Here is a 12,592-nt window from a genome sequence, read left to right as displayed (position 1 = left end):
TCATTAAGCTGTTTCTATTTTTAAATATACTAAAAAACGATTGTCTTGTAGAGTTGTTTTAAAAACATGCTTATTGGTATATAATAACTGTAACCTTTTTTCTAGATTTTTTAAACCAATTCCAGAACCACTTTTATCATCGGTTTTTTTAGGAAAGTTATCGTTTTCAATAATAAACAACACTGTTTTTTTATCACAGGTCATTGTTATATTGATATGGTTTTCTTTACTGGCAGATACCCCATGTTTAAAGGCATTTTCTATAAGCGAAATAAATAGTAAGGGAGCTATTTGAATTCCCGATGTTTCCAATGGAAAACTGTCATAAACCTCTGTTTTATCCGATACCCGTAATTTCATTAAATCGATATATTTTTTTAGAAAATCAATTTCTTTGGATAGGGGTACCAATTCCAAATTGGTTTCATACAGCATGTAACGCATGAGCTTGCTTAAACTGTGTATAGATGTTTTAGCTTGTTCTGGAGAAATATCTACCAATGAATAGATATTATTAAGTGAATTAAAAAAGAAATGGGGCTGCAACTGATAATGTAAATGTTGTAATTCCGATTTCAACTTATAATTGGTTGCTTCTTTACGTTCTGCTTCAGTTTTTACCCAGCGCTTTGTGGTTTTAATAGCTATTGAAAATAACAAAGGTGCCATATACCATAACATTTGTATGTAGATGAATAATTTAACTGGTGGTCCAACTCCATCACTATTATTATTTTGTCTTTTTTTAATAAGCTCTTGAAAAAAACGGTCTTCTATTTGTTCTTTTAGTATTATGAAAAAAGCAATTAAAATCATATTTATAATGATGAATTGAACTGTTTTTTTAGTAAATAAAAAGCGATCTATTAATACAAAAAAGTTAAAGTAAAAAATGATAGCATAAAATAGTATCGGAATCCAAAAATGCACTACCACCCTACTAATTTCTTGTTGCTGATAAGACAAAAGATAAGGCATACTAAGTAATACAAACCAAACGATTAGATGTGAGAGTACAGTTATTTTCTTGTTTTTATACATAATTAATTATTCGTAACGCAGCGCAGTTATTGGGTCTAAAGCCGATGCTTTTCTTGCAGGATACCATCCAAAAAAGATACCTGTTACAGCACATACAGCAAAAGAAATCACGATAGAATACAGTGCCACGCTTGTAGGCCAATTTAAGAATTTTTCGATAAACACCGTTGCTCCAAGCCCTAATAATACACCTAAAATCCCTCCTGTAATACTTATTAAAATAGCTTCGATTAAAAATTGCATTAAAATATCGGACCCCTTACCTCCTACGGCCATACGTAAACCAATTTCCTTTGTACGCTCTTTAACAGAGACATACATGATATTCATAATCCCAATGCCTCCAATTAATAACGAAATACTTGCTACTGCAACGAGTAGTATTGTAAGCATTTCGCTAGTGGAACTAAAGGTAGAAATTAACTCTTCCATAGATCGTACAGTAAAATCGTCGTCTTCATTATCCATTAATTTATGCTCTGTACGTAGTAGTTCAGAAACTTGTGTTACTGCTTTGGCAGCATCATCTTCACTAATAGCAGAAGCCATAATTTGATTTAAATAATCTATTGCCAAAATTCGTTTTTGTACTGTTGTATAAGGTGCAATAACCACATCGTCTTGGTCTTGGCCAAAGGTGTTTTCGCCTTTTTCTTCTAAAACACCAATAACTTTAAAAGGAATATTATTAAAACGAATCATCTGTCCTACTGGATTTTGACCATTGGTAAACACATTGTCTACAACAGTTTGCCCAATTACAACCACTTTAGATGCCGATTTCACTTCGGCATCTGTAAACATACTACCACTTTGTAAATCCACTACTTTAATATTTAAATACTCTGGATTTACGCCATAAATAGTAGTTGGCCAGTTGTTAGAACCATTAATAACTTGTCCTCCACCATTTACAACTGGTGTAATATAACTTAACAACGTGGCTTTTTCTTTTATAGTTTCGTAATTTTTTAGTGTTAAGGTTTGCACATTACCTCCACTTCCTCTGGCTGGACCTCTATCATCTGCTCCAGGTCTAATGGTAATCATGTTAGAACCCATTGCTGAAATGGTGGTACGAATACTCTCCTTAGAGCCTTCGCCAATGGCTAACATAGCAATAACAGAGGCCACACCTATAATAATACCAAGCATTGTCAATAAAGTTCTTGTTTTATTAAGAACAATAGCTTTTGTTGCGATTTTAAATAAATTTAATAGTCTCATAATTAATCGTCTTGTTTAGGTAATTTAGCTAATTCGTTTGCTGCAGATTGTACATTATTATTTAAATAATCTTGCATAATTTCTCCATCTTTTAATACTATGGTTCTACTACTAAAGGTTGCTATATCAGGTTCGTGGGTTACAAACGTAATAGTAATACCTTGTTTGTTTAATTCTTGAAATAAAGACATAATCTCGTAAGAGGTTCTTGTATCTAAATTTCCTGTTGCTTCATCTGCTAATATCATAACTGGGTTATTAACCAACGATCTTGCAATAGCCACACGTTGTTGTTGTCCTCCCGAAAGTTCTGATGGTGTATGATTCATTCTGTCAGCTAAACCAACCATTTCTAGTGCTTTAATAGCTCTTTCTCTGCGTTCTTCAGTTGATACTTTACTGTTGTATAATAAAGGGAGTTCTACATTTTCTAATGCCGATGTTCTAGCCAATAAATTATACGATTGAAAAATAAACCCAATCTTTTCGTTTCTAATGGTTGCTAATTCATTTCTAGATAAGTCTTTTACACTTACACCATCAATTTCATAGGTTCCAAAAGTGGGTTGGTCTAAACAGCCTAAAATATTTAACAACGTACTTTTTCCTGAACCACTGGATCCCATTATGGTTACAAATTCCCCTTCTTTTATATTAAACGAAATACCTCTCAATGCATGAACAGTCTCTGTTCCCATGGTAAACTCTCGTTTTAAATCGTCTATTTTTATGATTGCTTTACTCATGGTTTTCTATTTTTTCTTGTTACCTCCTGGACGTTGTGGCATAAAGGGGCTTTCGCTTTTAGCAGCAGCACTAGCTTCTGATTTAGCAATACCTTTTAGAATATACACTAGTTTTTCTCCTACTAAAACACCACTTAATACTTGCACATTAACACCATCACTTGCACCTAGTGTTACTGTTTTAGGTGTAATAGCTCCGTTATTTCCCAATACCCAAAGTGTAGTTTCCGTATGAGACAATTTGCTATTATTATCTGATAATTGATGTTGTAAATTATAAGTTGATAAAGTTTCTCTTTCAGGTTTAAAGTTGATGGCTTTAGCTTCCGCAGTTAGCACATTATTCAATTCTAAAGTGTAAATAGAAATGGTTGCTGTTAATCCTGGTTTAAGTTTTAAATCTGGATTATCTGCTTTAATTACAACAGTATACGTTACTACATTAGAAGTGACTGTCGGGTCTAAACGTACTTGTGTAACCACACCTTCAAAGGTTTCGCCTAAGTAAGCGTCGACTGTAAATGTAACGCGTTGTCCTTCTTTTACTTGCCCAATATCTGCTTCATCTACATCTGCTTCAACTTGCATTTCTTTTAAATCTTGAGCAATTGTAAATAAGGTTGGGGTACTTAAACTTGCTGCAACGGTTTGCCCTTCATCTATGGCTCTTGACAACACAACGCCGTTTATAGGTGAGTAAATATTAGCATATCCTAAATTAGTTCTGGCTTGTTGTAAGTCGGAATAACGCTGAGTAACTGTTCCTTTTGCTGTTTGATAATTATATTGTGCATCATCAAAATCAGATTTACTTATCACTTGATTATCATATAATGTTTTTTGTCTGTCGTAAATTGTTTTTGTGTAGTTTCTTTGACTTACAGCATTATCGTAAGCGGCTTGTGCTTGTGTTTTAGAAGCGTTAAGATTTGTTTTGTCCAACTCAGCAATGAGTTGCCCTTCTTTAACCACACTGTTATAGTCTACATATATTTTTTCTACAACTCCTGAAACTTGTGTACCCACTTCAACTTGAGTAATCGGTTCTATGGTTCCTGTTGCAGTCACCATGGTGGTTACGTTCGCTTTTTTAGCCTTAACGGTTTTCACTTCTATAACCATCGCATCGTCGCGATTTATAAAACTATAGCCTACAATTGCAAGTATGATTAGTATGACGCTTCCTATGATGATATTTTTTTTATTTTTCATGATTGTGTAGATTAAAGATTAATGTTGTTGCCTTGATAAAATTGTAATAATTGATGGTATAAAATATTCAAATATTTAGCCTGTAAATAGTTTTGTTGAGCATTGGTGAATGTGTTTTGACTAATTACTAAATCGGTAGTACTTAAATCTCCCAATTCATACTTTTTTTGAGCAAGTTTGTACGATTGCTCAGCAGCATTTTTTGAAGCTTCAGCAGCAATAACCTGCTCTTGTGCTGATACCGCATTTTGATACGTCGTTTCTACTTTTTTATAGACTTCCTTTTCGGTACTTTGTTTTTGTATTTGGGCTTTTTCAATATTAATAGAGGCCGCTTTTACAGCAGCTTTGGTTTGGTTTCTATTGAATATGGGAATGCTTAACGAAAGACCAAGTCTTTGATTGAAATTAACATTAAACTGATCAGAAAACGTATTGTCATTAATACTTGTATAACCAGAACCAAGACTTCCTGTTAAAGATAAAGTGGGTAAAAATCCACCTTTAGCTATGTCTAATTCCTTCTCGTTTGCTGCAATTTTTAGATTACTAGCTTGAATTTCTGGTAAAAAACTTAAAGCTTTACTATAAACTTCTATTTTGTTTAGCTCTGGATTAATTACACCCATGTTTTCATCTATGGTTTCAATTTCTAAAGCTTCCATTGGTGGTAACTCTAATAATTGTTTTAGGGCAATGATGTATTGTTGGTAGTTATTTTTTGATGTAATAACATTATATTTATTAGTTGCTGCTTGACTTTGTGCTTCGGTATAATCGCTTAAGGCAATGGTACCTGCGTCTAAACGAGCTTTAGCACGTAGCACTTCTTTTTCTGAAGCTGCTAAATTATTTTCGGCAATAGCAATACTTTCTTTGCTAAATAAGGTTTGTAAATAAGTTTCTAAAAGATTTAAAACAATGTTATTTTTTTCTACTTCTTCTTGAAAAATACTTTGTTCGAGCCATAATTTATTTTGTTTAATTTGATTGCTAATTTGATTACCTTGAAACAAGGTTATGGAACTATTAACACCCACATTTGTACTGTGAATTTGGTCGGTTACATAATCGCTAGTTATAGGATCTATAGTATTACCACTCGAAAAATTCTGTGAGGCACTACCAAATAAATTGGGGAGTCTAGATGATTTTGCTTTACTATAATCAATCTCTGCCATGTTCTTGTTTAAGGCAGCGTCTTTTACCGTTATATTGTTTTCTAAGGCATAAGCAATACAATCTTGTAAAGACCATATTTTTAGAGATGGGTTACTAGGGGTTTCTTGCGTAAAAGTAAATGAGGTTACTAACAAGCTTGCTATAATGAGATAAAATTTCATTTTTTGAGTATTTTAAATTAACACTTCAAAAGTGACACTATCTCCCCTCTAATTAAACTGTAATAGAAGTTCTAAGCTATTTGCTATACAGAAGCTCCTTTTTTATCGACGCGATTTTTATATTTTGTAATGAAAAATGAAATAGTACAAATAAAAAGCAAAAAGATTGTAATTTAATAACTATGGAAAACTTTAAAATTGTAAGCAATAGCAACTAAACATGTAATCCCTTACCATATTTATATAGGAATTTACCATAATTTATTATAGGATATTTAATATGTTTTTATTATATTTGAGAAAATAATGTTATTTCGAAATTTACATTTTAATTAAAAACAACTATTAATTAAAACATTAAACAATGAAACAAATAACAAAAACTACCAATAAATGGTACATGTCCTTATTTTTTATGTTAATGATTGGTTACTTTGGTTTTGCCCAAGATATTGAAGTTCGTGGTCCCACATATGTCAATTTAAATGAAACCAACGCATATTGGATCGATTTAGATGGATTAGATTTGGATGATCCTGAAATTGAAGAAGTCCATTGGGAAGTCACTGGTGGTGAAATCGTTCAAATATATAATAATGGAGAAAGTATTCTAATAAAATGGACTAGTACTGGCGATCAAGATATCTGTTATTATGTAGACACTTATATTAATGGGTCTTATGATGATTGTTTGACCGTTGATGTAAACTAAAATTTGGTGACTTAAAATTAGTGTAGAAGTTAACATGTCAATACTAAATATAAATAAGAAGGGTTAGATTTTAATAAAATCTAACCCTTCTTTATGTACTCAATACTTCTTATGTCTCAAATATAACCACGGATTTATTTAGAACCTCTAATTTTTTAAAAGCGATGATTATTGCTCTAGCACTGGCAATGTTTTATTTAGCTTAATGTCTTTCGTAGCCACATACATATCACCTTCTTTTTCTAATCTTAGCATACTTTGTACGGCTTGAGCACGACATGCTAGAGTAAGGTCTGGTAATAGGGGATCATCATTAAAAAAGAAGGATGCTAAATTGTATTCTGCTTTTCCAGGCTCTTTAATAATTCGATGTATTTGTTTTAACTCCTTGTTGCGTAAATATTTACCTGGCATAAAGGTATAAAAGGTGTAATGACCATCGGCATCCGTTTTTATCCATGCACGGTGGTGCACATAGCGCTTGCGGTTATCATCTTTTTTAATCTCATAACTCCCATCTTCATCAGCTTGGTAAATAAAAAGCACCACGTCTTTGGCGGGGGTTTTTCCATCGCTTTGATAAATAGTACCCGATATTTTAAGTTTATTGGGTTTTGAGTCAAAATCTGGAATGGTGTCCGTATTTGTTAATTTCTTTAGAGATAAATAATAAATAGGATTCTGTTTCTTATGATCTAGAGGCACATCGTCTAAAACACTCGCATATTGCTGCGCAGTAAGTGTAGAAATTGGACTAGTAAAAGCAATAAGACAAAATAAAATGAATAGGTTTTTCATGAGGAAACTTAATTAATTAGTTTAAAACTAAATAATTACTCTCATTGCTTCCTAAAAAATCTTGTGAACTATAAAAATTCTCGATAAAAGGACTCATTATGGATAAAAGAGCAGCTTTTATAGAGGAAAATAAAACATACAACTCCAAACAAACGTACGCTGCTTATTAGGAGTTTTAGCTATACTAATTCTTATAAATTAAAATAATGTAGAAAGCGTTCCTCCATTCAAATAAAAGTTGCTAATGGTACACCTAAGATAAGTTTGTTTTTAATTCTATAGTGGTGTTTAAAAGTTTTGAAATGGGACAAATTTCTTTAGCCTTAGTTGCTATTTGTATAAATTGTTCCTCGCGGATATCGGGGACACGACCTTCTAAATTTAACACTATAAGAACAATACTACCATCTTCAAACGTTACCGTTGCCGAAACATCTAAGGTGGTTGCTGTAAAACCGGACTCATTTAATAAAAAACTTAGTTGCATTGCAAAACATCCTGCGTGTGCTGCACCTACCAATTCTTCTGGATTCGTACCTGTGCCGTTTTCAAATCGTGAATGAAATGAGTAAGGTGTTTTATTAAGCACATTACTTGCTGTTGTAACAGTTCCTTTGCCTTCTTTACCGCTTCCTTTCCATTGCGCATTTGCTTTTCTTGTAAATTTCATAATTATATTTATTTATGGATTGTTAATTGCTGCTACACTGCCCCTATATTGTATTGGAAATCTTGAAGTGCCGTTAAGTGTCATATCACTCCTTAAATTAGGGCTTAACTTTATATAAACATTAAAATTTTCTGAATGGCTTTTTGCTTCTAAACTTATCGTATAGCTATTGTCGCTGTTTTGTACTGCCTTGTAATTTTCAATTAAACCCTTAAACTCAATGGCGCTATCGCCGCCGCCATACGCCACATTCATTTGGCGCTCACCAAAATAAGGTAAATATGATGTAATGCTATCTCCAGAAATACGTAAAAAGTTTGAATTTCCTATTAAATTAATACCCCCTGCCGAACTACCTCCTTGTAATAATCTGGAATTTAACACTTGTTGCATCGCAGTAGTAACTTGTGGATAGGCCCAATCGGACTCAATACGAAATTGTTTATTAGCAACCATAGTGGTAAAGGCGTCTATTTCTGGTTGACTTATGGTGGATTTAGACGACTTACAAGATACTGTTGCTATAATAAAAAGTCCTAAAAGTAAATAAATAGATTTCATCTTGTAATATTTTAACACAGTCTAAAATACTAAATACTAGTAATATGGCCTGATAATAAAACGTTAAAAAAATTAAAGAGCTGGTTTCCTCTAAATGTCTCGGTTATTTAACGCTTTCAATTTTGAATTATAAGTCTTTATAAGTTGAAGTGTACTTTGGTCCGATTCAAAAACACTGTACCAACCTTGGGGTTCGTGCGCTGGATCGCCAATAAACTCCATGTTATTATTTGAAACCTCGCCAGGTGTGTGCACGTTACCAAAACCACCCCAAGACCAAAAATTACATCCTACAAAACCCGTGTTGCTATTTATATTTTCTAAAAGCACATCAAACACATCCTTAAAATAGGTGTTTCTATGGTTTACAGATGATTGTTTTGTATAATCTAAATCATCTCTTGAAATTCCGAATTCTTCCAAAACTAAAGGTTTATTATATGTAGATGCAATAGCCAAATGCTCGTTAATATAGCTTTTAGCTTTCTTTAAAGCAGCTTTATACGTTTTATCATGATTATTCGGATTATACCATTCCCAGTTTTGAATCCAAACATGAATGGTTATATAATCGAAACTTTCGAAACTATAATCAGACAAACAGTTATTATTTGTAAACCACGGAAAAGGCGTATTACCCTCCCCTCCTATAGTTACTAATTGATTTGGTGCCCACTGTTTAATATGTGCGCTCGAAACTTCAATCCATTTGAGATATTCAATTTGGTTTTGAATCGCATAAGGCTCATTAGCCAATTCCCAACTCATAATAGTTGGATCGTCAAAATATGGTATGTTAGTAATTGAATTTATACGCGTCACAATGGTTTCAACATGTGAAGTATAGGCACTAATAGCCGCTTCATTTGTATAGAATTCAGCTGTAAAGCGCATGTACTTTTCCCAATCGTTCGTGTTATTTGGATACGGAATAGCTTCACCTGTAACCCAAGACAGATACTGTGACATACCCCCAGACCAATACCAAAAGTTACTTAAGCACAATACTGCATGCATATCTCTTTTATGCATCTCAGTAATTAAAAAATCTAAACCTTCTAAAATAGTTTCATTATAAATTCCAAGTTCGGGTTGCATGGAAACTGGAATGTTATATGGTGAATGATTGGCTCCTTCAGAACCAGCCATGATTCTTAAATTAGTAATGCCATGCTCCTTTAAAGTATCCAGTTCTTTTAATAAACGTATTCTATCGCCCGATTGTTTTGCAGCCAAATGCGCACCATACCAAAAATTGGTTCCAATAAAATGATAAGGCTGCTTGTTTTTTATGAATTGATTGCCTTGAACTTTAATAAACATAGCATGGTTTTTAAAAGTACAGTAAATTAGTTGTTTTTTTAAGGCAAATACAGGAATGGCAATGCTTTCTAATAGTTACTTTAAGATAGTACTAATTGCTTTCATCCAATCATCAATATTTGTATTATTCGTGTCTAATGCCAAGCTTCCGTTACCATAAGGCTCATAAACATCTGGATTTGTTACCGAAAAAAATCCGACTGTTGGTGTAAGCGAGGCGCTGGCTAAATGCATGACACCATTATCGGCAGCAATAAATATGGAGGTGTTTTTTATTATAGCCCCCATTTCGCGTACATCTTTACTGTAAAAATGAGCTGCTTTAAAATTGATTTTCGAAATGTTTTCAATAGGTAACATTTCTATAATGTTATAATTGGCATATTCCTTTTTCAGACGTGCATAAAAGACTTCCCACCACGTTTCGGAATAACATTTCTCGCCTGTAGCATTCGTGTAAATACAAATGGTTTTTTGATCGTTTTTAACAATAGTATCCAAAATTTTCTTCCCCTGAATAACTTCAGCATCACTCAATTTGATATCTAAAACAGGCAATGAACTCTCGTTTTTAGGCAACCCTAATTTTGTTAAATAATGGCGTAAATTATAAATAGGCGATTTTGAAATATGCTTGTGATCCGAATATTGCTTTTGAATAGCTTCATTCACCTCTCCAAAAACTTTAAAAGATGCATTGGCAATTTGAGTTAATAAACGCCCAGATGATGAATTTTTATCACCATTAATTACTAAGTCGTATTTAGTACTTTTAATAGATACCCATCCAGATGCATACTTAAATAAATTACTGAAGGGTTTTCTTGGTAACTGAACGATTTTATTAATATGCTTGTAATTTTCAAAAACAGGATATGCAACACCCCCTTTTACAAACAAATCAATTTTACAATCCGGAAAGGTGTTTATAACCTCTTGTACCAAAGGTGTTAACAGTAATTGATTTCCTAATCGGTGGTTGGGTCTGATAATTAACACCTTCTTAATGTCTATTTGTTGACCTGGTTTGATTTTAGGCTCCGAATAAGAACTCCCTACACTTTTGGTTATTTTATGCATTAATCGCCTTCTAACTTGATTGATGCTTTGTTTAAACCCCATATTTCTTTGTAATTAAAACTATTTTTAAAAAAATGCAAATTACACCATAATTACTATAAAAAAAAGCAACCTTATTGCTTTAACTTGCCTTTATACCACACATTCAAAACCAATCCGCTAATGATTAAAACCATGCCAAATAAGCTCCAAAACGTGTAAACTTCGTTAAACAAGGTTATTCCTAATAATACGGTAAAAACGACTTCTACATATTTTAATGGTGCAATAATATTGGTGGAAGCTGTTTGAAATGCTTTGGTCATATAAATTTGCCCAAAATAGCCAAAAACACCCAAACTAAAGAGTAAGGGCCATTCGTTTCCTGTTGGTGTTACCCAATTACCTATAGAAAGAACACCTCCTAAAATCATGGCTGTGACCATGAAATAATTAACCACCACTACAGGGTGTTCACTTTGACCTATTTGGTTGATCATAATATAAACCAAACCACTAAGCATGGCTGCTATTATAACCAATAACAATCCTGTAGTATCCATTTGATTATCAATACCTTTTAAGATTAAAACCCCAATAAACGATACCACAAAAAACAACCATTGTAAGGTTTTAATTTGCTCTTTAAGAATAAAAACTGCAAAAATGGCAGCAAAAATGGGCGCTGTGTAACGTAAAGAAACAGCTGTACCAACCGATAAATACTTAACAGACATAAAGAAAAACAACATAGAAGTTGCTCCAACTACCGACCTTAATATTAAGAGTTTATTTTTATTTCCTATGAGAGGAATTTTGTTTTTTAACAGGTAACCAAAAGTAAAAAATAAAGATCCTAACGACCTAAAAAACACAATTTGGTACGTATTTACATTGTCTAGATACTTAACTACCACATTCATACAAGCAAATGCCATGGTGCTTAAAATCATAAATTTTATAGCATTCCTAACGTCCATGCATTCTTGGTTTGATAGCACGCCTCGAATTGATAAAATACACACCTGTTAATAAAATAATAGCAGCTACTATAGATTGTCCTGTAATTTGTTCGTCTAAAATATACCAACCTAAAATTAAAGCAATAATAGGATTTACAAGAGCAGAAGTAGATACTTTTTCAGTAGAGACTTCTTTAAGTAAATAATTAAATGCTGTAAAGGCTACAATGCTTCCAAATATTATAAGAAGCCCCATAGCGCCTTGAGCAGAAGAACTCCATTGTAAAGGAGATAACCAAGTTTCTCCCAATAAGAGACTAAATATAGAAAGTAATATGCCTGAACTTAGCATTTGGTAAGCGGTATTTACAAAGTAATTAGGTCCTAATTGGGTTCTTGCTACAAACAAACTCCCCGAACTCCAGCTTATTACGCAGGTAAAAATCATGATGATACCTATTAAACTGTCTTTTTGATAAATTAATTGTTGTTGGCTAACCAGCAAATACATACCAATAATTCCGAGAGAAATACCTATTATGGATTTTTTTTGGATTTTCTTTCCATCTATCATACGCATCATCACCAAAACCATTAACGGTTGTATAGATGCTTCAAGAGCCCCAAAACCGCTATCAACATATTTTAATGCCCAAACAAAAACACCGTTGCCATATACCAGAAAAAGAAAACCAGCAAGCGTGTTATTTAATAATTGCCGCATGCTAATAGCAAGACTAAGCTTCATAGCTTTGGCAATTATAAAAATTAAAACAGATGCTGTGGTAAAACGGATAGAAGCCAAATATAAGGGTGCTACTTCTGTAACTACAATTTTATTAAGCAGATATGTAGAACCCCAAATAACATATATAGCAAAAAATGCTATTATAATGAGTATGGCTTTACGAGGAATACTCATAAATTATTAAAATAAA

General features: G+C 32.9%; 13 protein-coding genes. 1 reads left to right on the top strand and 12 read right to left on the bottom strand.

Annotated elements, in window-relative coordinates; genetic code table 11:
* Window positions 1-3: 3 nt before the first annotated feature.
* The 5 genes from QLS71_RS16010 to QLS71_RS15990 form a co-directional block, all read right to left on the bottom strand.
* On the bottom strand, window positions 4-816 hold the full coding sequence (locus QLS71_RS16010) for a histidine kinase (RefSeq protein WP_308992788.1): 813 nt from the start codon (window positions 814-816) through the stop codon (window positions 4-6).
* Window positions 817-1,047: 231 nt separating this feature from the next.
* On the bottom strand, window positions 1,048-2,268 hold the full coding sequence (locus tag QLS71_RS16005) for an ABC transporter permease (protein ID WP_308992789.1): 1,221 nt from the start codon (window positions 2,266-2,268) through the stop codon (window positions 1,048-1,050).
* A gap of 2 nt (window positions 2,269-2,270) precedes the next feature.
* The gene (locus QLS71_RS16000) at window positions 2,271-3,014 is read right to left on the bottom strand and encodes an ABC transporter ATP-binding protein (protein WP_308992790.1); all 744 of its coding nucleotides are present in this window, start codon (window positions 3,012-3,014) and stop codon (window positions 2,271-2,273) included.
* Window positions 3,015-3,020: 6 nt separating this feature from the next.
* A complete protein-coding gene (locus QLS71_RS15995) occupies window positions 3,021-4,226 on the bottom strand; it encodes an efflux RND transporter periplasmic adaptor subunit (protein ID WP_308992791.1) in 1,206 nt (401 codons plus the stop codon).
* A gap of 11 nt (window positions 4,227-4,237) precedes the next feature.
* Window positions 4,238-5,569, bottom strand: coding sequence for a TolC family protein (locus tag QLS71_RS15990; protein WP_308992792.1), 1,332 nt, complete (start codon window positions 5,567-5,569; stop codon window positions 4,238-4,240).
* A gap of 364 nt (window positions 5,570-5,933) precedes the next feature.
* Here QLS71_RS15990 and QLS71_RS15985 point away from each other — a divergent pair, with 364 nt between their 5' ends.
* Window positions 5,934-6,281: a hypothetical protein gene (locus tag QLS71_RS15985; protein WP_308992793.1), complete on the top strand. Its 348-nt coding sequence runs from the start codon at window positions 5,934-5,936 to the stop codon at window positions 6,279-6,281.
* 168 nt (window positions 6,282-6,449) lie between these two features.
* Here the strand turns inward: QLS71_RS15985 and QLS71_RS15980 are convergent, their stop codons facing one another.
* The 7 genes from QLS71_RS15980 to QLS71_RS15950 all read right to left on the bottom strand — a co-directional run bounded on the left by QLS71_RS15980 (window position 6,450) and on the right by QLS71_RS15950 (window position 12,576).
* Window positions 6,450-7,079, bottom strand: a complete 630-nt coding sequence (locus QLS71_RS15980) for a hypothetical protein (protein ID WP_308992794.1) — start codon at window positions 7,077-7,079, stop codon at window positions 6,450-6,452.
* A gap of 253 nt (window positions 7,080-7,332) precedes the next feature.
* Window positions 7,333-7,749 carry an OsmC family protein gene (locus QLS71_RS15975; protein WP_308992795.1) on the bottom strand — a complete coding sequence of 139 codons (417 nt, stop codon included), beginning with the start codon at window positions 7,747-7,749 and terminating at the stop codon, window positions 7,333-7,335.
* 12 nt (window positions 7,750-7,761) lie between these two features.
* Window positions 7,762-8,310, bottom strand: a complete 549-nt coding sequence (locus tag QLS71_RS15970; protein ID WP_308992796.1) for a DUF4251 domain-containing protein — start codon at window positions 8,308-8,310, stop codon at window positions 7,762-7,764.
* Between the two features lie 90 nt (window positions 8,311-8,400).
* The gene (locus tag QLS71_RS15965; protein WP_308992797.1) at window positions 8,401-9,633 is read right to left on the bottom strand and encodes a hypothetical protein; all 1,233 of its coding nucleotides are present in this window, start codon (window positions 9,631-9,633) and stop codon (window positions 8,401-8,403) included.
* Between the two features lie 75 nt (window positions 9,634-9,708).
* Window positions 9,709-10,713 (bottom strand): glycosyltransferase family 9 protein, encoded by a 1,005-nt coding sequence (locus QLS71_RS15960; RefSeq protein WP_308992798.1) that lies wholly within the window; start codon window positions 10,711-10,713, stop codon window positions 9,709-9,711.
* A 113-nt stretch (window positions 10,714-10,826) separates the two neighbouring features.
* On the bottom strand, window positions 10,827-11,672 hold the full coding sequence (locus tag QLS71_RS15955) for a DMT family transporter (protein ID WP_308992799.1): 846 nt from the start codon (window positions 11,670-11,672) through the stop codon (window positions 10,827-10,829).
* Window positions 11,662-12,576, bottom strand: a complete 915-nt coding sequence (locus QLS71_RS15950; protein ID WP_308992800.1) for an EamA family transporter — start codon at window positions 12,574-12,576, stop codon at window positions 11,662-11,664. The genes QLS71_RS15955 and QLS71_RS15950 overlap by 11 nt, the downstream gene beginning before the upstream one ends.
* Window positions 12,577-12,592: the final 16 nt, after the last annotated feature.

It is taken from the genome of Mariniflexile litorale (assembly GCF_031128465.2).
Lineage (GTDB): Bacteria > Bacteroidota > Bacteroidia > Flavobacteriales > Flavobacteriaceae > Mariniflexile > Mariniflexile litorale.
The sequence above is the reverse complement of the archived record's forward strand: the minus strand, read 5'-3'. Positions and strand labels throughout refer to the sequence as shown.

Excerpts from the sequence above, each read along its gene's own strand:
- QLS71_RS15980 (WP_308992794.1), bottom strand. The coding sequence starts at position 7,079 with ATGAAAAACCTATTCATTTTATTTTGTCTTATTGCTTTTACTAGTCCA.
- QLS71_RS15965 (WP_308992797.1), bottom strand. The coding sequence starts at position 9,633 with ATGTTTATTAAAGTTCAAGGCAATCAATTCATAAAAAACAAGCAGCCT.
- QLS71_RS15955 (WP_308992799.1), bottom strand. The coding sequence starts at position 11,672 with ATGGACGTTAGGAATGCTATAAAATTTATGATTTTAAGCACCATGGCA.
- QLS71_RS16005 (WP_308992789.1), bottom strand. The coding sequence starts at position 2,268 with ATGAGACTATTAAATTTATTTAAAATCGCAACAAAAGCTATTGTTCTT.
- QLS71_RS15985 (WP_308992793.1), top strand. The coding sequence starts at position 5,934 with ATGAAACAAATAACAAAAACTACCAATAAATGGTACATGTCCTTATTT.
- QLS71_RS16010 (WP_308992788.1), bottom strand. The coding sequence starts at position 816 with ATGATTTTAATTGCTTTTTTCATAATACTAAAAGAACAAATAGAAGAC.
- QLS71_RS15975 (WP_308992795.1), bottom strand. The coding sequence starts at position 7,749 with ATGAAATTTACAAGAAAAGCAAATGCGCAATGGAAAGGAAGCGGTAAA.
- QLS71_RS15995 (WP_308992791.1), bottom strand. The coding sequence starts at position 4,226 with ATGAAAAATAAAAAAAATATCATCATAGGAAGCGTCATACTAATCATA.
- QLS71_RS15970 (WP_308992796.1), bottom strand. The coding sequence starts at position 8,310 with ATGAAATCTATTTATTTACTTTTAGGACTTTTTATTATAGCAACAGTA.
- QLS71_RS15990 (WP_308992792.1), bottom strand. The coding sequence starts at position 5,569 with ATGAAATTTTATCTCATTATAGCAAGCTTGTTAGTAACCTCATTTACT.
- QLS71_RS16000 (WP_308992790.1), bottom strand. The coding sequence starts at position 3,014 with ATGAGTAAAGCAATCATAAAAATAGACGATTTAAAACGAGAGTTTACC.
- QLS71_RS15950 (WP_308992800.1), bottom strand. The coding sequence starts at position 12,576 with ATGAGTATTCCTCGTAAAGCCATACTCATTATAATAGCATTTTTTGCT.
- QLS71_RS15960 (WP_308992798.1), bottom strand. The coding sequence starts at position 10,713 with ATGCATAAAATAACCAAAAGTGTAGGGAGTTCTTATTCGGAGCCTAAA.